This is a genomic window from Enterococcus sp. AZ015, assembly GCF_050499225.1.
GTDB lineage: Bacteria > Bacillota > Bacilli > Lactobacillales > Enterococcaceae > Enterococcus_D > Enterococcus_D entomosocium.
Genome location: NZ_JBMHEX010000001.1, coordinates 2,601,550 through 2,623,078, shown reverse-complemented (window position 1 = coordinate 2,623,078; position 21,529 = coordinate 2,601,550). Strand labels below are relative to the sequence as shown.

The following is a 21,529-nucleotide window of genomic DNA, read 5'->3' as shown; positions in this document are numbered from 1 at the left end:
AATCCTATTTCATTTTCACAAATTTCCTTGAGAGCAGGACCCATTTTTCGGTTTTTGCTCTCATTTTTCTCACAGAATCAAAATTTGGGTCATTTTGCATTTTCTCTTTTTTCCGATTAGGATAATCACCTGAGTAAAATTTGTTGTTTGGAGGAAGAGAAATGTGTACTTATGTGAAAAAAATAGCTTACCCAATGTTCATGCTGTCCTTACTTATGTTATCCTATTTGGCGCCTTTATTATCAGTCATCACAGCCAATGCGGACACCGAGGAGAATCCCAAAACAATCCTATTTCAAAACGAAAAGGGCACAGCGCAAGTGACCTCATTACCAGATCCTACGACAGGAGAAATCACTTGGACGATCGAGGTAGAAAAAAATCAACAAGCAGCAGCTAATCAACTAGCATTCAGCTTGAGTGAAGGGGAACAAACGGTTCTGCCGAACTCGATTCAAAGCAGCGGCACGCCATTTACATATGATCCGCAAAGACAGCAGCTGATGGAAGAAACCGCTAGCAGTTCTTTTAGCCAAATGACGCTAACGTTTCAAACAAAAAGTCTTCAAACATTGACAATCAAATCCGCCTTTCTTCAAACAGATGAAAAAAATGGACAAGTGAAAGAAGACATCATCAACACAACAGATGTAGCAGTTGTTCTACCTGAAAATGAATCCACAGAAGCAACGAGTACAGAAGCCGTACTTTCTGATACTCAGGATCAAACAGAGGCTTCTGAAAAAAAGGTTGTAACAACAAGCAACGAGTCACAACAACAAACGGCGTCAAATACTGCATCAAAAACCATAGAATCAACGCCTGATACCCAAGCAAGTGCGCCAGCAGCTTCACAACTTTCAAGTGGGGGCATTTTTAAAAATGATGTTCCTGAAGTTGATGACGCACTTCTAGGAGAAGCGCAATATTTTCATATTTTTGCTAACCATGCGACGCTAAATACACACACGAACGGAAATTTGGCCGTTGGTGAATTAAACGGAAATGTCAATTTTGGGACCAGTATTCAGGATGGTTCTTTGCCAACAGAAATCAATTATATTCAAAAAGTCAATACGATCGCAAATTCTTCCTTTGTGTCAGGAACTGATAGCAGAAAAAACAAAGTTGTCTTTGGCCCATCAGTCACAGTAGATTTAGCAGATCAAAATCAACAACCTGCCGTTTTTGTAAATGGTCAGAGAATGGATCACTTGAAGACTTCCGAAGTTTTTCAAGATCAATCCGTGAGTGAGCCTTATATAGACTTTGAACAGGCATTTTCAACGTTACAGGCGACGTCAGAAAGACTGGGAGCTTATCCGCAGACACCCGGTGTAACCAAGGATTTCACTGATAATAATCAGCGGGTCATCAATACAGCCGATGCCGAAGATGAGACACAAGCGGTTGTTTTGACCTTGACAGACGAACAAGGAAATCCACTTGATGATGGTGTTTACGAACTTCAAAACAACAAGACGCATAAGGAAGTCGATGAAGAAGTCACAAATGATGATGGGCAGGTGATCGAAGCTGGTCTTCCAGAGGGAGAATATTCCTTTGTGGAAACGGAAGCGCCAGACGGCTATCTGATTGATAAAAAACCCATTTCTTTTTCAGAAGATACAATTGCGAAAGAAGATCAAAAGGTTGTTGTTTCTCTTTCAAAAACGGAATTAGAAAAAGATACGCCAATCACCATTAAAGGGCTAACAAGAGGAAATACGCCTGTGATCATCAATGTGGACACTGAGGGAGCCAGCACCGTTAATGTTAAGTCCCAAATCAAACTAGAATATACGGATGGTACGTCTCGTAATAGCCATGAAACAGAAGAGTTTGATGATGCTGTTATCTTATGGAATTTTGTTGACCAATCAGAGGGCCAAACGATTTCGATTAATAGTCCATTCCAAGGAACCATCTTGGCTGTTGGTGATACAGTCGATGTCCATCAAAATGTTGACGGCAGTATCATTGCTGATACAGTGCTGGTCAACGCAGAAACCCATCGCTGGGATCTGCAAGCAAATGAAACAATCGTGCCGACTATTAAACTAGCTGCCATGAATCAATTGCTTTCTTTTGATACAACGACAATCAGCGGGACCAAAACGTGGGATGATTATGACAACAAATTCAATACCCGTCCGACAAGCATTATGGTTCAATTATTGCAAAACGGTGAAGTATTCCAAACTAAAACGGTTACCCAAAGTAAAGAGGGGGACTGGCATTATGAATTTACTGATCTACCGAAAACTGACGAATCTGGTCAGACTTATGAATACACAATCCAAGAAACACCTGTTGAAGGGTATTCTACTAAAGTAAACGGTTATGACCTGGTCAACACGTACCGCAATACTGAAACGACAGAAGTAGCCGGAACAAAGACATGGAATGACTACGATAACAAATTCGAAACAAGACCAGAAAGCATCACTGTCAAGCTGATGCAAAATGATAAAGAAATCGACAAGCAAGTCGTAAAAGCAGATAACCAAGGCGACTGGACTTATCACTTCGAGAATCTGCCTAAGTATGATGAAAAAGGTCAAGCATACACCTACACGATCCAAGAAGAAAAAGTTTCAGGTTACACCACTGAAATCAACGGCTATGACCTAGTCAACACCTATCGTAATACTGAAACGACAGACGTAGCTGGAACAAAGACATGGGATGACTATGGCAACAAGTTCAATACCCGCCCTGAAAGCATCACTGTCGACTTAATGCAAAATGATAAAGAAATCGACAAGCAAGTCATAAAAGCAGATAACCAAGGCGACTGGACTTATCACTTCGAGAATCTGCCTAAGTATGATGCCGAAGGAAAAGTGTACACGTACACGATCCAAGAAGAAAAAGTTTCAGGTTACACCAGTGAAATCAACGGTTATGACCTAGTCAACACGTACCGCAATACTGAAACGACAGACGTAGCTGGAACAAAGACATGGAATGACTACGATAACAAATTCGAAACAAGACCAGAAAGCATCACTGTCAAGCTGATGCAAAATGATAAAGAAATCGACAAGCAAGTCGTAAAAGCGGATAACCAAGGCGACTGGACTTATCACTTTGAGAATCTGCCTAAGTACGATGCCGAAGGTAAAGCTTACACCTACACGATCCAAGAAGAAAAAGTGCCAGGTTACACCAGTGAAATCAACGGCTATGACCTAGTCAACACGTACCGCAATACTGAAACGACAGACGTAGCCGGAACAAAGACATGGAATGACTATGACAACAAATTCGAAACAAGACCAGAAAGCATCACTGTCAAGCTGATGCAAAATGATAAAGAAATTGCCAAGCAGGTCGTAAAAGCAGATAACCAAGGGAACTGGACCTATCGCTTTGAAAATTTGCCTAAGTATGATGAAAAAGGTCAAGCATACACGTACACGATCCAAGAAGAAAAAGTTTCAGGTTACACCACTGAAATCAACGGCTATGACCTAGTTAACACCTATCGCAATACTGAAACAACGGTAGTATCGGGAACGAAGACGTGGAATGACTATGGCAACAAGTTCCACACCCGTCCAGAGAGTATCACTGTGAAGCTGATGCAAAATGATAAAAAAATTGCCAAGCAGGTCGTAAAAGCAGATAACCAAGGGAACTGGACCTATCGCTTTGAAAATTTGCCTAAGTATGATGCCGAAGGAAAAGTGTACACGTACACGATCCAAGAAGAAAAAGTGCCAGGTTACACCACTAAAGTCAACGGCTATGATTTAGTAAACACGTACCATAACACCGATACAACAGACGTAGCTGGAACAAAGACATGGAAAGACTATGATAACAAGTTCAATACCCGCCCTGAAAGCATCACTGTCGACTTAATGCAAAACGGTAAAGAGATTGATAAACAAACCGTAAAAGCTGATAAAGAAAACAACTGGACCTATCACTTCGAGAATCTGCCTAAGTATGATGAAAAAGGTCAAGCATACACCTACACGATCCAAGAAGAAAAAGTGCCAGGTTACACCACTGAAATCAATGGTTATGATCTAGTCAACACCTACCGCAATACTGAAACGACAGACGTAGCCGGAACAAAGACATGGAATGACTACGATAACAAATTCGAAACAAGACCAGAAAGCATCACTGTCAAGCTGATGCAAAATGATAAAGAAATCGACAAGCAAGTCGTAAAAGCTGATAAAGAAAACAACTGGAGTTATCACTTTGAGAATCTGGCTAAGTATGATGAAAAAGGTCAAGCTTACACCTACACGATCCAAGAAGAAAAAGTGCCAGGTTACACCACTGAAATCAATGGTTATGACCTAGTCAACACCTATCGCAACACCGAAACAACGGTAGTATCGGGAACGAAGACGTGGAATGACTATGGCAACAAGTTCCACACCCGTCCAGAGAGTATCACTGTGAAGCTGATGCAAAATGATAAAAAAATTGACAAACAAACCGTAAAAGCAGATAACCAAGGGAACTGGACCTATCGCTTTGAAAATTTGCCTAAGTATGATGCCGAAGGAAAAGTGTACACGTACACGATCCAAGAAGAAAAAGTGCCAGGTTACACCACTAAAGTCAACGGCTATGATTTAGTAAACACGTACCATAACACCGATACAATAGGCGTAGCTGGAACAAAGACATGGAAAGACTATGATAACAAGTTCAATACCCGCCCTGAAAGCATCACTGTCGAATTAATGCAAAACGGTAAAGAAATCGACAAGCAAACCGTAAAAGCAGATAAAGAAGGCAACTGGACCTATCGTTTTGAAGATCTGCCAAAATATGATGAGAAAGGTCAAGCGTACACCTATAGCATTCAAGAAGTGGCTGTCAAAGGATACAAGTCAGAAGTCCATGACTATGATTTGATCAATACTTATGTCGAACCAAAAACGCCTGAGACACCGAATGATCCTAGCGGTCCCAAAGTACCAACACCTTCTGACAAGTCTGATAAACCGAAAAAAATAGCCGGAAACGCCGAGCAAAAGCTGGATGACAAAAAGAACCAGACAGAGTCATCACAGACAGATAATGAAAAACGATTGCCAAAGACAAATGAGGAATCCTCTTATGAACTAAGTGTTCTTGGAAGTATTTTACTCACCATGATCGCCTTCCTATTCTATAAACAGAAACATATTTAACCAAACAAATCTTTGTACTGCTCCTTCGCTAGAAGTCAGTACAAAGATTTTTTCTTAAAAAAGTATAGGACTTATTTAAGACTTGCGACAAAACTTTGGCTGAAAACCGGTGTAAATGGTAAACTAAAATGAAGGGGGGATCCTATGGTTTGGCTATTGCTACTACTGCTAATTTTTATTTTTTTGGTGTACTATGTATATCGCACGTCTGTGATGAAAAAGGGCGTACGCTATTTTGTTTCGGCAATTATTATGCGTAACAATGAATGGTATGAAAAAGAAGGCAGAAAGAAACTGGGGATTCCATACAAAGAGCGGATCGCGAAAAGCAGTTCGGCTTTTTGGTCACAAGGTTCGGAATGTACGGTAACGACCACCGATGATCTGATCCTGAGAGCAGAAGTCTTTGATCAGTGTGCTAAAACGTGGGTGATCTGCTTGCATGGGTATCGCAGTGATGGGCAAGCAGACTGTCAAGATGCGGCCGAGAAATTCTGGGCTGCGGGTTACAATGTTTTAGTTCCTGATTTGCGTGGACATGGCCGTAGTGAAGGCAAAGAGATCGGCTTAGGGTGGCTAGATCGGATGGATCTGCTTTTGTGGATCGATAAGATTTTGGAAAAAGACCCACAAACCCAAATCTTCCTCTATGGTTTAGGGATGGGAGCGGCGACTTTGCTGCTGGCCAGTGGAGAAGTCATGCCGGTGCAAGTTGCGGGTTTGATCTCAGACAGCAGTTATACGTCCGTTTATAGTGCCATTCGGGCAAGTCTACCACAATTTTCTCGGTTACCCGTCAAGCGCTTTTTGCGATTAGCCAATCGTTACAGTAAACACTTAGTCGGCTACCCCTTCCTACAAATCTCAGTGACCCGACAAGTCGGCAGCAACCATTTACCTGTGCTGTTTTTACAAGGAGAAAAGGATACGTTTCTTTCTGAAAAAGAAATCAATACTTTAATGGAAGCAACGGCTGGTCCGAAACAAAAAGTCCTTTTTCCCAATATGGGACATTTACAGGCAGTTAAAGATGCCCCAGAATATTGGCCAACCGTTTTGCAATTTATTGAGAATATCAAACAAAAAACAGACATTGTCTGATAGAAAGGGCGAAAACAATGGAAATAAAAGAAGAAAACAAGCGTTTTGCTTTATATGATGGAGAAACAGAAATTGGTGAGATTACATGGCAAGAAACACAAGATGATGTACTTGAAGTTGATCACACCTTCGTCAACCCTGATTATCGTGGACAGCAATTGGCGCAAAAATTGCTCAAAGCAGTTGTTGAAAAAGCACGACGGGAAGAGAAAAAAATTATGCCTGTCTGCTCCTTTGCGGTCAAAGAGTTCAAAGAAAAACCAGAATATGATGACGTACTCGTTCGCTGATTTGAACGAAAGCGATCTATGAGAAAAAGGCTGTCAGAAAGGACAGTCTTTTTTTTAAACCGTCACGCAACGAGCAATGACAAAAAGGGAGTAGTAATTTCTAGCGAAAAATGCTAAAATAGAAAGGACGACTTTAGCAAGCAAGGAGGAGCTAACGTGTATAATATCTTATTAACTGCTGTAATTGTTATTTCGATTTTAATGGTCATTACGATCATGATGCAGCCTAGCAAGCAAAATAGTGCAGCTAGTGCCTTTACTGGCGGTGCGGATCAATTGTTTGGTAAGCAAAAAGCCCGTGGATTTGAAGCAGTGATGCAGCGCTCAACGGCCATTTTAGGTTTTGTTTGGATGGTCTTGCTCTTTATTTTGGCTTTTCTTTCATCAAACTAATCATTTTGCTAGCGAACCTCTCGTAAAGAGAGGTTTTTTTCTTTTTAAGGGGAAGATTTTGATCGCATTTGTCGAAGTATTCTTCTTAACTATGGTAGAATTGGACGTGAGGTGAAAGGAAACATGAAAACATTTAATCAACCAAAACCGGTTTTTGCTGAACACGGCAAGCGAGCAGTCATTTTGTTCCATGCCTATTCAGGTAGTCCTAACGATGTGCGTATGCTTTGTCGTTCGTTAGAACAAAAAGACTACACGGTTTATACGCCGATGTTTACTGGACATGGTACGCCCAATCCAGATGATATCTTAAATCAAGGGATGGCTGTTTGGCAGCAGGATGCTGCAGATGCAGTTACTTATGTAAGAGAAAAAGGCTATGAAGAAGTTGCCGTTCTTGGACTTTCGATGGGCGGGATTTTAGCGATGGATCGTTTGACACAAGATCCAACATTGATGGGGGGCGGACTGTTTTGTTCGCCACTATTTGAAACCAAGAATGAAGTGCCAGTCAATTTTGAAAAGTATGCTGAAATGGTCATACCCTATGCTGATTTAGACGAGGCGACCCAAAAAGAAATATTGGCAGAAGTCCCTCGTAAGGTCAGAGAGCAACTGCAAGGGATCGAAACAGTCGGACAAACCACAGCTGGGCATTTAGGGAAAATCGAGCGCCCAGTCTTTCTAGCACAAGCAGGAAAGGATCAAATGATCGATCCACAGACGGTTTTCAAAACAGCAGGGGCACTGTCCCATGTTCCCTATACGCTTCAATGGTATCCCGAAAGCGGTCATGTGGTGACCGTTGGACCAGAACGGAAAAAATTAGAGCAGGATGTGTTTGCTTTCTTAGAAACACTTGCTTGGAAAGAGTGAGTTATGACAGAAACGATTAAAACAAAAATTATTCAGTTTCTCGAAGAAAGCCGCAAAAAAAGTTTTTCAATGGAAGAAATTGCTGAAGGTCTAGGACTTCAAAAAAGTACAGACTTTAAGAATCTTGTCCAGACAGTAGCGGCGATGGAACGAGAAGGCAGCGTGATTTTTAACAAAAAAGGCAAAGTGAAATTACCCATGAAACGAGTGTTTGTGGAAGGAACCTTCCGTGCCAACGAGCGGGGCTTCGGCTTTGTCACGTTGGATGAAGAAGAAGACGATATTTATATCCCTAAAGAAGCAACAGGCTATGCCATGGACGGCGATACCGTTGCTGTGGACATCGTGCACGTTGCGGATCCTTTCTCAGATCGTGGTGCAGAGGGGAAAGTCGTTGAGATCAAACAACGGGCCATCAGTCAGTTGGTCGGCGAGTTTACATTATTTGATGAAAAAGAGATCGAAGAGTCGGATCTATATGGCGTTGTTCAGCCTAAAGATAAAAAACTAAGTGAATTAAAGGTGTTTATTGGTGCTCAAGGGATTCGACCTGTAGATGGGAGCATTGTGATCGTTGAAATCAGCCATTACCCAGAAAAAGGTTATTCGAAAAGCTTAGAGGGGTTGATCACGAAAGTTGTAGGACATAAAAACGATCCTGGAATGGATATATTATCGATCGTCGTGGCGAACGGGATTCCAACAAAATTCGAGGAAGAAACCTTAGCAGCGGCAGATGCAGTACCAGATACGATCGATCCTGCCGACTTTCCGGAACGGCGGGATTTACGAGATCAACAGATTGTAACAATCGATGGAGCGGATGCCAAAGATTTGGATGATGCGGTGACCGTAAAAGCATTGCCTGACGGTAGCTTCTATTTGGGCGTGCATATCGCCGATGTTTCTTATTATGTGACCGAAAACAGCGCATTGGATAAAGAAGCGTTTGATCGGGGAACGAGTGTCTATCTTACGGATCGTGTGATTCCGATGATCCCACAGCGTTTATCAAACGGGATCTGTTCGTTGAATCCGAATGTCCCAAGGTTGACTATGAGCTGTGAAATGTGGATCAACCAAGAGGGGATCGTCACAGATTACAATATTTTCCAAAGTATTATTCAAACAAGTGCCCGTATGACGTATCAAGCAGTCAATCAAATCATTGAAGACAATGATCCAGAAACCACCAAAGAATATGCGGAATTAGTACCGATGTTCCATGATATGGCCGCCTTGCATCACGTGTTAGAAGCGATGCGCATCAAACGTGGGGCAGTTTCTTTTGAAGACCGAGAAGCAAAAGTCTTGGTCGATGGAGAAGGACACCCGCAAGAAATCGTTCTACGAGCACGGGGCGTCGGCGAACGATTGATCGAATCATTCATGTTGGCAGCCAATGAAACCGTGGCGCGTCATTTCAATCAGAAGCATTTACCATTTATTTACCGGATCCATGAGGAACCAAAAGAAGAGAAAATGCGCCGCTTCTTTGATTTTGCATCTGCTTTAGGGATCGTAGTCAAGCAGACCAATGGCTCGATCTCACCAAAACAATTGCAAAAAGTGGTTGAAGATGTCGCAGATAAGCCAGAGGCAATGGTTGTCAATACAATGCTGCTAAGAAGTATGCAGCAAGCGAAGTATTCAGAAGAAAACGTCGGCCACTATGGTTTGGCAGCGGAAGATTATACCCACTTTACATCACCGATCCGTCGTTACCCCGACTTGATCGTACACCGCTTGATTCGTTCTTACAGTGAAGATGTCTCTGAAGCCAACCAAAACAAATGGGCGGAAATCTTGCCTGACATCGCCATGCACAGCTCCCAGATGGAACGACGAGCAGTCGATGCAGAAAGAGAAGTCGATGCGCTTAAAAAAGCTGAGTATATGGCCGATAAAGTAGGAGAAGAGTTTGACGGTATCATCAGTTCCGTCGTTAAGTTTGGCTTGTTTATTGAACTGCCTAACACGATTGAAGGGTTGATCCATATCAATAATCTGAAGCAAGATTACTTCCATTATTTGGAAAACCATCTGGCACTTGTGGGTGAACGGACAGGCCTGACCTTTAAAATTGGTCAGAAAGTTCGCATCAAAGTCGTAAAGGCTGATCCAGAAACAAGAGAGATCGATTTCGAACTGGTAGCAGCAGAAGAAGTTGAAAAACTGCAAGCACCAAAAGCCAACAAACGTAACAACAATCAAAAAAATGAAGCTAGCCGCCGTGGAAAAAAACAACGAAACCCTGAGAAAAACCAAGGGAAACGCTTTGAGCAATCAGGCAAAGGCAAGCCGAAAAAAGCTGGCAAAGTGAAAAAGAAAAAACCTTTTTACAAAGGAATCAAGAAAAAATAATTGGAGGGATGGCCCGTGCCTAAAGGAGAAGGGAAATTAATCGCCCAAAACAAAAAGGCCCGCCATGATTACACGATCCTCGATACGATCGAAGCGGGGATCGTCTTACAGGGAACAGAGATCAAAGCGATCCGTAACAGCCGGATCAATTTGAAAGACGGCTTTGTACGCATTCGTAACGGTGAGGCATTCTTAGTCAATGTGCATATCAGTCCTTACGAGCAAGGAAACATTTTTAATCACGATCCATTGCGGACGAGAAAACTGTTGCTACACAAAAAGCAGATCGCTCGTCTGATTGGCGAAACAAAAAATACCGGTATGACGATTGTGCCATTAAAGGTGTATATCAAGGATGGTTATGCCAAAGTTTTGATTGGTTTAGCGAAAGGAAAACGCGAATATGACAAGCGGGAATCCTTGAAACGCAAAGATCAAGAAAGACAAATTGACCGAGTTCTTAGAAATTTCTAATTTTCTAAGAACTTCTTTTAGAATCCGATAGAGGTTATTGCTTTGAAAATCACGCTAAATTTGGTAGCATTTAAGGGAAAGCTGTTGATATAACAGGCTTTTTCTTCCACATAGCGACACGAGAATTTTTCAATTAATTTAGGATTTTTGGCATTGTGAGTTTTTTGTCTAATTTTCTTGAAAATGCTTTGAAATTTTCCATTCGTGGTGGTATGATACCGATTGTTATGAGAGGAAACGCATTGTAACACCAGATTTTTTTCTGGAGATGACAGGAAAAGAGGTGAGAAAGATTGGAAGATAAATCGCTTATGTTTCATATCGGTCCTATATGGTTTGATGGAACTGTAGCTATGATGACAATCATTTCTTGTATTATTGTTTTTTTGGTGGTCTTTATTTGTACACGTAACCTGCAAATGAAACCGAAAGGGAAGCAGAACTTCATTGAATGGGTCATTGACTTTGTTCGTGGCATCGTGGCGGACAATCTACCAGGATCTCAAGTGAACAACTTTCATTTGCTCGGTGTAACAATGTTTCTTTTTGTGTTTGTGGCAAATGAGATCGGCTTAGTCACAAAAATCGTGACGACAGATGACATTACCTTATGGAAAAGTCCGACAGCAGACCCGTTTGTTACATTGACACTTGCACTTATGGTTATTTCCTTGACACATTTCTTTGGGATCAAGTCGTTGGGCTTCAAAAATTACTTGATCAATTCGTATCTGAAACCGGTGGGCTTTTTATTGCCGCTAAAAATCATCGAAGAATTTACGAATGTCATCACGTTAGGCTTGCGTTTATATGGAAATATATTCGCTGGTGAAGTGTTATTAGGATTGATTGCCAACATGTTTATTAGTCTTGGTTGGTGGTCATTGCCGATCGTGATGCCGCTAGAAATGATCTGGATTGGCTTCTCGCTCTTTATTGGAGCGATCCAAGCTTATGTATTTGTTACATTGACCATGGTATTTATGAGCCACAAAATCGTGGCAGAACATTAATCGAATCGACATACAATTAGGAGGAAAAAAGAATGAACTTTATTGGAGCAGGATTAGCAATTATCGGAGCAGCAATTGGTGCAGGGTATGGTAACGGACAAGTAATCGCAAAAACAATCGAATCAATGGCACGCCAACCTGAAATGTCAGGTCAACTACGTTCAACAATGTTTATCGGGGTAGCGTTAGTCGAAGCTGTACCGATTCTAGGGGTAGTTATCGCGCTGTTATTAGTCTTCCGATAAGACGAGCACGAAAAGGCAGAAACGAACAATTGCACTCGTTTTTGCTTTTTTCTAATGAAACAATGACTTTCAGAAAGGAAGAATCGTTATGCTAAATCAGTTGGTTATAGCGGAAGTTCAAAATCCAATGCTTGGCAATATTATCGTTGTCAGCGGGTCAATTCTTCTTTTGCTATTCTTATTGAAACATTTTGCATGGGATGCCATCAGCAGCATGATGCAAAAACGGGAAGATAAAATCGCCAATGATTTGGATTCAGCGGAACAATCACGCTTGAATGCAGCAAAATTAGAAAAAGAACGCCAAGAAAAATTGGCACGTTCTCATTCTGAAGCTGCGGAGATCATCAAGAGCGCCAAAGATAGCGGGGAATTGAGTCGGCAAAATATTTTGAGCGAGACCAAAGAAGAAGTGGCTCGTTTGAAAGAAAAAGCAAACTCAGATATCACCCTTGAAAAAGAAACTGCGTTAAAAGAAGTGAAAGATGATGTTGCAGAACTTTCGCTTCAAATCGCAGAAAAAATCTTAGGCCGCGAATTGACTCCCGAAAATCATGAATCCCTAATCAATCAATATATCGAAGGATTGGGTTCAGTTAATGAAACTCGATAAATTCACAGTGGGAAAACGTTATGGAAAAGCGTTGTTCGAATTGGCGATGGAAGAACAGCGCTTGACAGAAGTTTACCAAGAATTATTGACCTTGCGTCAGATTTATCAGGAAATTCCAACATTCGGCCAAATCGTGACCGATAACCGTTTGGATCTTCATGAGAAAAGACAATTAGTCGATCAATTGCTGAAGGGCTTTGAAGGTTTAGTCAGAAATTTCTTGGAGATCGTTTACGAATATGATCGCATGGATGATTTATTGCTGATCATTGATGAATACGAACGTCGTTACGATGAATATCAAGGTCTTGTTCTCGGAACGATCACAACGGCTGTTGCTTTGTCAGCAGAACAAAAAAGCAAAATCGAAAAGCAAATCGCCGATAAGCTTGGGTACAAGCAGGCACAATTGAAAGAAACGATCGATCCAACGATTTTAGGCGGTGTCATCGTTGAAGCAAATCATCAAGTGATCGACGGTAGTATTAAGAGCCAACTGGATTATCTGCGACAAAAAATCGGCAGATAAACAAGAGATAAGAGGTGAATCGGATGGCCATCAAAGCAGAAGAAATTAGTGCCTTGATCAAAGAGCAAATTAAAAATTATCAGAACGAACTTTCTGTAGAAGAAATCGGTACTGTCACATATGTTGGGGACGGGATCGCCCGCGCCCACGGTTTAGAAAATGCCATGAGTGGAGAACTGCTTGAGTTTTCAAACGGTTCTTATGGGATGGCACAAAACTTAGAGTCAAACGATGTCGGAATCATCATCCTAGGTGATTTTGAAACCATTCGTGAAGGGGACAAAGTAAAACGAACTGGTAAAATCATGGAAGTTCCTGTCGGCGATGCATTAATTGGCCGGGTAGTAAATCCATTAGGGCAACCAATCGATGGTTTAGGTCCGATCGAAACAGATAAATCACGCCCAGTCGAAGCAGCTGCACCAGGTGTTATGCAACGGAAATCCGTTTCGGAACCAATGCAAACAGGGTTGAAAGCTATTGATGCTTTAGTACCAATCGGTCGTGGCCAACGGGAATTAGTCATCGGTGACCGGAAAACCGGAAAAACAACGATCGCTATTGATGCGATCATCAACCAAAAAGGGCAAGACATGATCTGTATTTATGTCGCAATTGGCCAAAAAGATTCAACTGTTCGTGCACAAGTGGAAACATTGCGTCGTTACGGTGCGCTTGATTACACGATCGTGGTCTCAGCAGGTGCTTCACAACCAGCACCACTGCTTTATATCGCACCTTATGCGGGGGCTGCGATGGGGGAAGAATTCATGTATAACGGCAAACATGTTTTGATCGTCTTTGATGACTTATCAAAACAAGCGGTCGCTTATCGTGAACTTTCTCTACTTCTACGTCGTCCGCCAGGTCGTGAAGCATACCCAGGGGATGTCTTCTACTTGCATTCTCGTTTATTGGAACGTGCAGCGAAATTAAGTGATGAACTAGGTGGTGGATCGATGACGGCATTGCCGTTTGTTGAAACACAAGCAGGGGATATTTCAGCCTATATCCCAACCAACGTGATTTCTATCACAGATGGACAAATTTTCTTAGAAAACGACCTTTTCTATTCTGGTGTTCGTCCTGCCGTAGCGGCTGGATTATCCGTTTCACGGGTTGGGGGGTCTGCGCAGATCAAAGCAATGAAAAAAGTTGCCGGTACCTTGCGTTTGGACTTGGCTAGCTATCGCGAACTAGAGGCCTTTACGCAGTTTGGGTCTGATCTAGATGCTGCAACACAAGCCAAATTAAACCGCGGTCGTCGAACCGTTGAAATCTTGAAGCAAAAACTGCATGAACCACTGGCAGTAGAAAAACAAGTCGTGATTCTTTATGCCTTGACGCATGGATTCATTGATAGTGTACCAGTCAATAAACTATTGGACTTTGAAGCAGAATTATTTGAATATATCGAAGCAAATGCAGCGACGATTTTTGAAACCATTCGGACAACGAAAGACTTGCCAGAAGAAAGCTTGTTAGATGACACCATTAAAGCATTCAAAGATATTTTCATGGCATCCAACGGTTCTCGGGTGACACCCCAAGATAAAATATCGACAATGCAAAACGCATAAAAAGAGGTGAGAGAAAATGGCTGCTTCATTAAATGAAATCAAGCAACGAATTGCCTCAACAAAAAAAACCAGCCAAATCACAAAGGCCATGCAAATGGTTTCAGCTGCAAAATTAACAAAATCTGAAGCTCATTCGAAACAGTTTCAAGTGTATGCCAACAAAGTACGTGAAATCGTGACGCATTTAACTGCGCAGCAGCTTTCCGATCTTGCAGGTTCTGGTCCTAAAGATGGTGTGAACTATAACAGTATGTTGGTTAGTCGTCCGGTCAAACGCACAGGCTACATCGTCATCACTTCTGATGGCGGTCTAGTGGGCGGCTACAATAGTTCCATCTTGAAGCAAATGATGACCATGCTGGATGAAGACCATGCAAAAGAAGAAGAGTATGTCATGATTGCCATTGGTGCAACTGGCGCTGACTTTTTCAAAGCACGGGGCATCAATTTGGCGTACGAGCTAAGAAACCTTTCGGATCAACCAAGCTTTGACGAGGTGCGTAAAATCGTAACATTGGCGACAACGATGTACCAAAACGAAGTCTTCGATGAATTATATGTGTGTTATAACCATCACATCAACTCATTGACTAGCCAATTTCGTGTGGAGAAAATGTTGCCGATTTCCGATCTAGATCCTGAAGAAGCCGAAAGTTATGAACAAGAATACTTGTTTGAACCTTCCAGAGAAGCAATTTTGAATCAATTACTGCCTCAATACGCTGAAAGCTTGATTTATGGTGCGATTGTTGACGCAAAAACAGCCGAGCATGCTGCCGGAATGACAGCGATGAAAACAGCAACAGATAATGCCAAAAATATTATTGGGGACTTGACGATCTCTTATAACCGAGCGCGCCAAGGAGCGATCACCCAAGAAATTACTGAAATTGTGGCGGGGGCATCCGCGTTAGAATAGTTTCAAGAACGAATGGAGGAATACGAATGAGTTCAGGCAAGATTGTTCAAGTCATTGGTCCCGTTGTTGACGTGGAATTCTCTCTAGACCAATCATTACCAGATATCAACAATGCGTTGATTGTTTACAAAAAAGATGAGCAGAAAACAAAAGTTGTGTTAGAAGCTGCCTTAGAACTTGGCGACGGCGTTATCCGTACGATTGCCATGGAATCAACAGATGGCTTACAACGAGGAATGGAAGTAATCGATACAGGCGCCTCCATTTCTGTTCCAGTTGGGACAGAAACCTTAGGACGGGTGTTTAATGTCTTAGGGGACACCATCGATTTAGAAGCACCGTTTCCTGAAGAAGCACCCCGCAGTGGGATCCACAAAAAAGCTCCTGACTTTGATGAATTGTCAACAAGTACCGAGATCCTTGAGACTGGGATCAAAGTTATCGACTTATTAGCCCCTTATTTAAAAGGGGGGAAAGTTGGTCTTTTCGGTGGTGCCGGTGTTGGTAAAACTGTCTTGATCCAAGAACTGATCCACAACATTGCCCAAGAGCATGGGGGGATCTCTGTCTTCACAGGTGTTGGTGAACGGACACGTGAAGGAAACGACCTTTATAATGAAATGAAAGAATCTGGCGTTATCGAAAAAACAGCCATGGTGTTTGGACAAATGAACGAACCACCAGGTGCCCGGATGCGGGTTGCCTTGACTGGGTTGACCTTAGCGGAGTACTTCCGCGATGTAGAAGGACAAGACGTGCTCTTGTTTATCGATAATATCTTCCGATTTACTCAAGCTGGTTCTGAAGTATCTGCCTTACTAGGTCGGATGCCTTCTGCCGTTGGATATCAACCGACACTAGCAACCGAAATGGGACAATTGCAAGAACGGATCACTTCAACAAAAAAAGGATCGGTTACTTCTATTCAAGCAATCTATGTTCCTGCCGATGACTACACGGACCCGGCACCAGCGACTGCTTTTGCCCATTTGGATGCAACAACCAACTTGGAACGTAAATTGACTGAACAAGGGATCTATCCAGCTGTTGATCCGCTAGCTTCTTCTTCTAGTGCGTTAGCACCTGAAATCGTTGGTGAAAAACACTATGAAGTAGCGACTGAAGTACAGCATGCGTTGCAACGTTATCGCGAACTACAAGACATCATCGCTATCTTAGGGATGGATGAGTTGTCTGATGAAGAAAAAACGTTAGTGGCTCGTGCGCGTCGGATCCAATTCTTCTTGTCGCAAAACTTCCACGTAGCGGAACAGTTTACTGGACAACCTGGTTCTTATGTACCAGTTGAAGAAACGATCAAAGGCTTTGCTGAGATTCTTGAAGGAAAATATGATGATCTTCCAGAAGAAGCCTTCCGTAGTGTAGGACGAATTGAAGACGTCATTGAAAAAGCGAAAAAAATTGGCTATTAATTAACCAGCCTTGAAGAAAGAGGGGAACCTCATGGATCAATTTTTAACAGTCAATGTGGTGACACCTGCTGGTTTGGTTTACGATCATCACGCGAAAATCGTGGTTGCACGTACGACAGATGGTGAGATCGGTATTTTGCCGCATCATGCCCCAATCATCGTTCCTTTGACGATTGATGAAGTCCGGGTCAAACGGATCGATTCAGATACTCACGTCGACTGGGTCGCCGTCAATGGCGGTATCCTTGAAGTGCGGGACAATGTTGTCTCCATCGTAGCCGATAGTGCGGAACGTGATCGTGATATCGACGTTTCACGGGCAGAAAGAGCAAAACAACGTGCAGAACGTCAAATCGAAGAGGCCAAACAAGTCGAAGATATCGACCAGCTTCGTCGCGCAACGGTTGCTTTGCACCGCGCCATTAATCGAATCAACGTGTCAAAACATTCCTAAAAAAACAAGGGCATCTTGCCTTTGTTTTTTTTTATTCGAGAAAACGTTTTAAAAACTTTTTAAAGTCTTTTCATGAAGGTTTCAAGAAAGATTATTTTTTATCTTGACATCTTTGTGGTATGATAGGAATGTTCAATTATGAAAAAGGAGCAGGAAGTATGCAAGTGTATGGAATTGATGCAATCATTCGAATCGTGAGTCATTTAGCGTTCATCTATTTAGCATTTTGGGCATTGCAATCTGTGCGGATCGATGCTTTTTTTAAAGCCTTACGAACGACTCAGATACGAATGGTCATGGTGTTTCTTGCGATTGCATTAGGCTACACCGCCAGTACTTTTTTCCTTGAGTTGATTGCGTTATGTCGTAATTTATTTTTAACAGGTTTTTAAGAATTTCATTAATATATGCAAAAACACCGAATATTATGCTATAATTGGCAAGATTTGTGTGAGTCACTGCATTATTTGGAGGGAACATAAATGGAAGAGATGATCGTTCAAGGTGGTAATCGATTAACTGGAACAGTGAAGATCGAAGGGGCAAAAAATGCTGTTCTACCTATCTTAGCGGCAAGCTTATTAGCGGAAGAAGGAACAACGACATTAACAAATGTACCGATCCTTTCCGATGTATTAACAATGAAAGAAGTGATTCGGCATTTAAATGTCGCAATCGATTTTGAAGAAGAAAACAATACGATGACGATCGATGCATCACAAGAGTTAGCGATCGAAGCACCTTATGAGTATGTAAGCCAAATGCGCGCTTCAATCGTAGTCATGGGGCCTTTGTTAGCCCGTAATGGTCATGCCAAAGTGGCAATGCCTGGCGGCTGTGCAATCGGCAAACGACCAATTGATTTGCATTTGAAGGGATTTCAAGCACTAGGCGCTCAAATCATCCAAAAAGATGGATACATAGAAGCGATCGCCGATGAGTTAAAAGGCAATAGCATTTACTTGGATTTCCCAAGTGTCGGCGCAACGCAAAATATCATGATGGCTGCGGTAAAAGCTAAAGGTATCACCATCATTGAAAACGTCGCTCGTGAACCTGAAATCGTCGATTTAGCAAACATTTTAAACAAAATGGGTGCCAAAGTCTTTGGTGCAGGAACCGAAACGATGCGTATCGAAGGGGTCGATCACCTTCATGCGGTGGAACATTCGATCGTCCAAGACCGTATCGAAGCAGGAACCTTTATGGTTGCAGCAGCGATGACCCAAGGAGACGTCATTATTAAAGATGCGATCTCAGAACACAATCGTCCATTGATCTCAAAATTGATCGAAATGGGCGCAGAAGTGACTGAAGTAGCTGAAGGGATTCGTGTCGTTGGACCTGAACAATTGAAGGCAACAGATGTGAAAACAATGCCTCATCCAGGTTTTCCTACGGACATGCAAGCGCAAATGTCTGCTATTCAACTTTTAGCAGCTGGAACGAGTGTTGTGAACGAAACTGTATTTGAGAACCGTTTCCAACATTTAGAAGAAATGCGTCGGATGAATGCTCATGTCAAAATAGACGGCAACGTAGCAGTGATCGAAGGCGGCCATGAATTGCAAGGTGCGCTGGTCTATGCAACGGATTTACGTGCAGCAGCAGCGTTAATTTTATTAGGTCTACGTTCAACTGGTCGGACACGTGTCCGCAATCTAAAATATTTGGATCGTGGCTATTACAAATTCCATGAAAAATTGCAGCAATTAGGTGCTTCTGTGGAACGAGTTTCTGAAGCAGTTGAAGAAACCGTACCAGTAAACGCATAGTAGGAGTAGGAGAGAATAAAGTGAAGTTGAACCGTTACATTCTAACTAGCTTGATAAAAATTCTAATCGTCATATTATTAGCTATTTTATTGTTCTTAGCCGGAACGATGATTGGCTATGGGCTGATTGGCGACGGTAGTCCTTTTAAAGTCTTCTCTCCAAGTCTTTGGAATCATATCTTTGAGTTTATGAAGTAACCCCAAACTAGGACTTATGCCTCGTGCTGAGTCCTAGTTTTTTCTATCTATCTTCACTGAATCGTGATCATAAAAAGAAAGGTTGGCAAGAAATGAGTAAACTTTTGATTGGCTTTGTTCGTTTCTATCAACGTTTTATTTCCCCATTATTTCCTCCTAGCTGTCGTTATTATCCGACTTGCTCAGGATACATGATCCAAGCGATCCAAGTCCATGGCGCAGCCAAAGGAGGTTTGATGGGGGTGGCTCGTATCTTACGCTGCCATCCCTTTGTAAAAGGCGGTATAGATTACGTACCCCAGACGTTTACTTTAAAACGAAATACGCAAGACAAAGTCAAACCAACGTACCGTTATCGGAAAAGTTAAAAGGAATCAACAAAAATGTAAAAAAGGAGCCAAAAAGCCATGATTCGTCCAATCGACTCTAATGAAGCGTATCCTTGGGCGTTGCTGCTGGATGCAGATCCTGAAAAAGCAGTCGTAGAAAGCTATCTATATAATAGCCAAACACTTGTTTATGAAGAAGCTGGAGAAATGATTGGTGTGCTAGTTTATCAAAATCAAGGCAACAACTGGGAGATTATGAATGTGGCCGTTTCTCCAGAAAAGCAAGGAATGGGCATTGGTCGTCAATTGCTGCAAGCTGCCGAAGAAGCGATCCTCAGTCAACACCTTGGGGCAAAACGGCCGATTGTAGTGATCAAAACTGGTAGTCTGCCCTCTGCAGCCCTGACTTTGTACCAAACGCAAGACTATGTTGAAAAAGACCGGATGGAAAATTATTTCACCACTCACTATGCTGAACCGATTTTCGAAAATGGGCAGCAGTTGATCGATCAAGTTATTTTGGAAAAGCAGCTCTAATCCCATAGAGACAGTCTATGGCGATTTTAGGCTGTTTTTTTTATTGTTCTCGGAAATCGCTTTCTTCAAGCGGGGACTTACGGTAAAATAGATAGTATCAGAATAATAAAGGATTGAGGGAAAAAAATGGCGATTTTAGTCTTTGATATGGGTGGTTCAGCAGTAAAATATGGCGTCTGGGCACAGGATTCTTTGGTGAGTAAAGGCAAATTTACTACACCAAGCACGTGGCAAGAAATGAAAGCCCAGTTGCAGCAAGTAAGAGCAAGCGTAAACGAAGAGATCGAAGGGGTCGGGATCAGTGCTCCAGGTGCAGTCAATGCCCAAGAACGTCGAATCGACGGTATCAGTGCGATTCCTTATATCCATGGGTTTGACATCTACTCTGAACTCGAAGGAGTGTTTGGGGTACCAGTAACCATCGAAAATGATGCTAATTGCGCTGGAATGGCTGAATTCTATCAAGGAGCGGGCAAAGAGTATCAGCAAGCAGCTTTCGTTGTGATCGGAACAGGCGTTGGCGGTACCCTGTTTCAAAATGGTGAGCTAGTCCGTGGGGCACATTTATACGGCGGTGAATTTGGGTTGATGATTTTGGATCAAGGCAAAACATTTTCGCAACTAGGGACAGCGGTTCAGATGGCTTGGCGTTATTGTGATCGAATTGGTGTAGATCGAACCACAATTACCGGCGAAGAGGTCTTTCAACGTGCAGAAGATGGGGATGCCATTGCGATCGAGGAAGTCAATAAATTTTACCGCTATTTAGCGCAAGGACTATTCAGTATTCAATTTGCTTTTGATCCTGAAGTGATCATTATCGGTGGCGGTGTCAGTGCCAAAAATGGCTTGTTAGAAGAAGTGAATCAACGGTTGAAAAAAATGTTGGCAGATCAAGCTTTAAATGATTTTGTCCCACTGATCAAGCTATGTGACTATCGCAACGATGCCAATCTAGTTGGGGCGGCAGCCAATTTTCAAGCATTGTATCCACGAAATAGCCGCTAACATCTTGATGTAATGTTTTCAAACGTCCTTTTGACAAAAAATGAAGCAATTCGAAATGATCAAAAAGTAAGCAAAGGAAAAAAACTTTGCTTGCTTTTCTTTTTGTTCAAAAAAATGAAAAGCGATTCCATTATTGATGGAACAGTGTTTTAAAAACACCATTTTTTCCTAGTAAAAAAAATAAATTCTGAATAGGTGAAATATTCTGATAATTCGTTGACATTTTCCAGA

General features: G+C 42.1%; 21 protein-coding genes. All 21 read left to right on the top strand.

Annotation, left to right across the window (positions count from 1 at the left end):
- The first annotated feature begins 161 nt into the window (after positions 1 to 161).
- The 21 genes from IGK85_RS12155 to IGK85_RS12055 all read left to right on the top strand — a co-directional run bounded on the left by IGK85_RS12155 (position 162) and on the right by IGK85_RS12055 (position 21,298).
- A complete protein-coding gene (locus IGK85_RS12155) occupies positions 162 to 5,168 on the top strand; it encodes a Cna B-type domain-containing protein (protein WP_429968743.1) in 5,007 nt (1,668 codons plus the stop codon).
- Positions 5,169 to 5,312: 144 nt separating this feature from the next.
- Positions 5,313 to 6,269, top strand: coding sequence for an alpha/beta hydrolase (locus tag IGK85_RS12150; protein WP_005234368.1), 957 nt, complete (start codon positions 5,313 to 5,315; stop codon positions 6,267 to 6,269).
- A gap of 17 nt (positions 6,270 to 6,286) precedes the next feature.
- Positions 6,287 to 6,559, top strand: coding sequence for a GNAT family N-acetyltransferase (locus tag IGK85_RS12145; protein WP_008380865.1), 273 nt, complete (start codon positions 6,287 to 6,289; stop codon positions 6,557 to 6,559).
- Between the two features lie 156 nt (positions 6,560 to 6,715).
- A complete protein-coding gene (gene secG, locus IGK85_RS12140; protein ID WP_005228700.1) occupies positions 6,716 to 6,952 on the top strand; it encodes a preprotein translocase subunit SecG in 237 nt (78 codons plus the stop codon).
- Between the two features lie 123 nt (positions 6,953 to 7,075).
- Positions 7,076 to 7,828 (top strand): alpha/beta hydrolase, encoded by a 753-nt coding sequence (locus tag IGK85_RS12135; RefSeq protein ID WP_005234371.1) that lies wholly within the window; start codon positions 7,076 to 7,078, stop codon positions 7,826 to 7,828.
- Between the two features lie 3 nt (positions 7,829 to 7,831).
- Positions 7,832 to 10,192, top strand: a complete 2,361-nt coding sequence (rnr, locus tag IGK85_RS12130) for a ribonuclease R (RefSeq protein ID WP_008380868.1) — start codon at positions 7,832 to 7,834, stop codon at positions 10,190 to 10,192.
- A 15-nt stretch (positions 10,193 to 10,207) separates the two neighbouring features.
- Positions 10,208 to 10,666, top strand: coding sequence for an SsrA-binding protein SmpB (gene smpB, locus IGK85_RS12125; protein ID WP_008380870.1), 459 nt, complete (start codon positions 10,208 to 10,210; stop codon positions 10,664 to 10,666).
- Between the two features lie 293 nt (positions 10,667 to 10,959).
- Positions 10,960 to 11,679, top strand: coding sequence for a F0F1 ATP synthase subunit A (atpB, locus tag IGK85_RS12120; RefSeq protein WP_008380872.1), 720 nt, complete (start codon positions 10,960 to 10,962; stop codon positions 11,677 to 11,679).
- Positions 11,680 to 11,711: 32 nt separating this feature from the next.
- Positions 11,712 to 11,924 (top strand): ATP synthase F0 subunit C, encoded by a 213-nt coding sequence (gene atpE, locus IGK85_RS12115; protein WP_005228705.1) that lies wholly within the window; start codon positions 11,712 to 11,714, stop codon positions 11,922 to 11,924.
- 88 nt (positions 11,925 to 12,012) lie between these two features.
- Positions 12,013 to 12,537, top strand: a complete 525-nt coding sequence (gene atpF, locus IGK85_RS12110; RefSeq protein ID WP_005228706.1) for a F0F1 ATP synthase subunit B — start codon at positions 12,013 to 12,015, stop codon at positions 12,535 to 12,537.
- Entirely contained in the window at positions 12,524 to 13,066 is a 543-nt protein-coding gene (locus tag IGK85_RS12105; RefSeq protein WP_005234375.1) for a F0F1 ATP synthase subunit delta, read from the top strand. Before atpF ends, IGK85_RS12105 begins: the two co-directional genes overlap by 14 nt.
- 23 nt (positions 13,067 to 13,089) lie before the next feature.
- The gene (gene atpA / locus IGK85_RS12100; RefSeq protein WP_008380876.1) at positions 13,090 to 14,646 is read left to right on the top strand and encodes a F0F1 ATP synthase subunit alpha; all 1,557 of its coding nucleotides are present in this window, start codon (positions 13,090 to 13,092) and stop codon (positions 14,644 to 14,646) included.
- Between the two features lie 16 nt (positions 14,647 to 14,662).
- A complete protein-coding gene (locus IGK85_RS12095; protein WP_005228710.1) occupies positions 14,663 to 15,565 on the top strand; it encodes a F0F1 ATP synthase subunit gamma in 903 nt (300 codons plus the stop codon).
- Between the two features lie 26 nt (positions 15,566 to 15,591).
- On the top strand, positions 15,592 to 16,998 hold the full coding sequence (atpD, locus tag IGK85_RS12090) for a F0F1 ATP synthase subunit beta (protein WP_005234377.1): 1,407 nt from the start codon (positions 15,592 to 15,594) through the stop codon (positions 16,996 to 16,998).
- A 31-nt stretch (positions 16,999 to 17,029) separates the two neighbouring features.
- A complete protein-coding gene (locus tag IGK85_RS12085; RefSeq protein ID WP_005228716.1) occupies positions 17,030 to 17,452 on the top strand; it encodes a F0F1 ATP synthase subunit epsilon in 423 nt (140 codons plus the stop codon).
- A gap of 158 nt (positions 17,453 to 17,610) precedes the next feature.
- The gene (locus IGK85_RS12080) at positions 17,611 to 17,844 is read left to right on the top strand and encodes a DUF1146 family protein (protein ID WP_008380880.1); all 234 of its coding nucleotides are present in this window, start codon (positions 17,611 to 17,613) and stop codon (positions 17,842 to 17,844) included.
- A 90-nt stretch (positions 17,845 to 17,934) separates the two neighbouring features.
- Positions 17,935 to 19,227: a UDP-N-acetylglucosamine 1-carboxyvinyltransferase gene (gene murA / locus IGK85_RS12075; protein WP_008380882.1), complete on the top strand. Its 1,293-nt coding sequence runs from the start codon at positions 17,935 to 17,937 to the stop codon at positions 19,225 to 19,227.
- 20 nt (positions 19,228 to 19,247) lie between these two features.
- Positions 19,248 to 19,424: a DNA-directed RNA polymerase subunit beta gene (locus tag IGK85_RS12070; protein ID WP_008380884.1), complete on the top strand. Its 177-nt coding sequence runs from the start codon at positions 19,248 to 19,250 to the stop codon at positions 19,422 to 19,424.
- Between the two features lie 92 nt (positions 19,425 to 19,516).
- Positions 19,517 to 19,792 carry a membrane protein insertion efficiency factor YidD gene (yidD, locus tag IGK85_RS12065; RefSeq protein ID WP_008380886.1) on the top strand — a complete coding sequence of 92 codons (276 nt, stop codon included), beginning with the start codon at positions 19,517 to 19,519 and terminating at the stop codon, positions 19,790 to 19,792.
- A gap of 39 nt (positions 19,793 to 19,831) precedes the next feature.
- Positions 19,832 to 20,290, top strand: a complete 459-nt coding sequence (locus IGK85_RS12060) for a GNAT family N-acetyltransferase (RefSeq protein ID WP_008380888.1) — start codon at positions 19,832 to 19,834, stop codon at positions 20,288 to 20,290.
- A gap of 126 nt (positions 20,291 to 20,416) precedes the next feature.
- Complete coding sequence (locus tag IGK85_RS12055; RefSeq protein ID WP_005234383.1) at positions 20,417 to 21,298, top strand: ROK family protein; 882 nt, start codon at positions 20,417 to 20,419, stop codon at positions 21,296 to 21,298.
- Positions 21,299 to 21,529 lie beyond the last annotated feature (231 nt).

Bases quoted from the DNA above. Each gene is read 5' to 3' on its own strand.
- IGK85_RS12155 (WP_429968743.1), top strand. From the start codon at position 162: ATGTGTACTTATGTGAAAAAAATAGCTTACCCAATGTTCATGCTGTCC.
- IGK85_RS12150 (WP_005234368.1), top strand. From the start codon at position 5,313: ATGGTTTGGCTATTGCTACTACTGCTAATTTTTATTTTTTTGGTGTAC.
- IGK85_RS12145 (WP_008380865.1), top strand. From the start codon at position 6,287: ATGGAAATAAAAGAAGAAAACAAGCGTTTTGCTTTATATGATGGAGAA.
- IGK85_RS12135 (WP_005234371.1), top strand. From the start codon at position 7,076: ATGAAAACATTTAATCAACCAAAACCGGTTTTTGCTGAACACGGCAAG.
- rnr (WP_008380868.1), top strand. From the start codon at position 7,832: ATGACAGAAACGATTAAAACAAAAATTATTCAGTTTCTCGAAGAAAGC.
- atpE (WP_005228705.1), top strand. From the start codon at position 11,712: ATGAACTTTATTGGAGCAGGATTAGCAATTATCGGAGCAGCAATTGGT.
- atpF (WP_005228706.1), top strand. From the start codon at position 12,013: ATGCTAAATCAGTTGGTTATAGCGGAAGTTCAAAATCCAATGCTTGGC.
- IGK85_RS12105 (WP_005234375.1), top strand. From the start codon at position 12,524: ATGAAACTCGATAAATTCACAGTGGGAAAACGTTATGGAAAAGCGTTG.
- atpA (WP_008380876.1), top strand. From the start codon at position 13,090: ATGGCCATCAAAGCAGAAGAAATTAGTGCCTTGATCAAAGAGCAAATT.
- IGK85_RS12095 (WP_005228710.1), top strand. From the start codon at position 14,663: ATGGCTGCTTCATTAAATGAAATCAAGCAACGAATTGCCTCAACAAAA.
- atpD (WP_005234377.1), top strand. From the start codon at position 15,592: ATGAGTTCAGGCAAGATTGTTCAAGTCATTGGTCCCGTTGTTGACGTG.
- IGK85_RS12085 (WP_005228716.1), top strand. From the start codon at position 17,030: ATGGATCAATTTTTAACAGTCAATGTGGTGACACCTGCTGGTTTGGTT.
- IGK85_RS12080 (WP_008380880.1), top strand. From the start codon at position 17,611: ATGCAAGTGTATGGAATTGATGCAATCATTCGAATCGTGAGTCATTTA.
- murA (WP_008380882.1), top strand. From the start codon at position 17,935: ATGGAAGAGATGATCGTTCAAGGTGGTAATCGATTAACTGGAACAGTG.
- yidD (WP_008380886.1), top strand. From the start codon at position 19,517: ATGAGTAAACTTTTGATTGGCTTTGTTCGTTTCTATCAACGTTTTATT.
- IGK85_RS12060 (WP_008380888.1), top strand. From the start codon at position 19,832: ATGATTCGTCCAATCGACTCTAATGAAGCGTATCCTTGGGCGTTGCTG.
- IGK85_RS12055 (WP_005234383.1), top strand. From the start codon at position 20,417: ATGGCGATTTTAGTCTTTGATATGGGTGGTTCAGCAGTAAAATATGGC.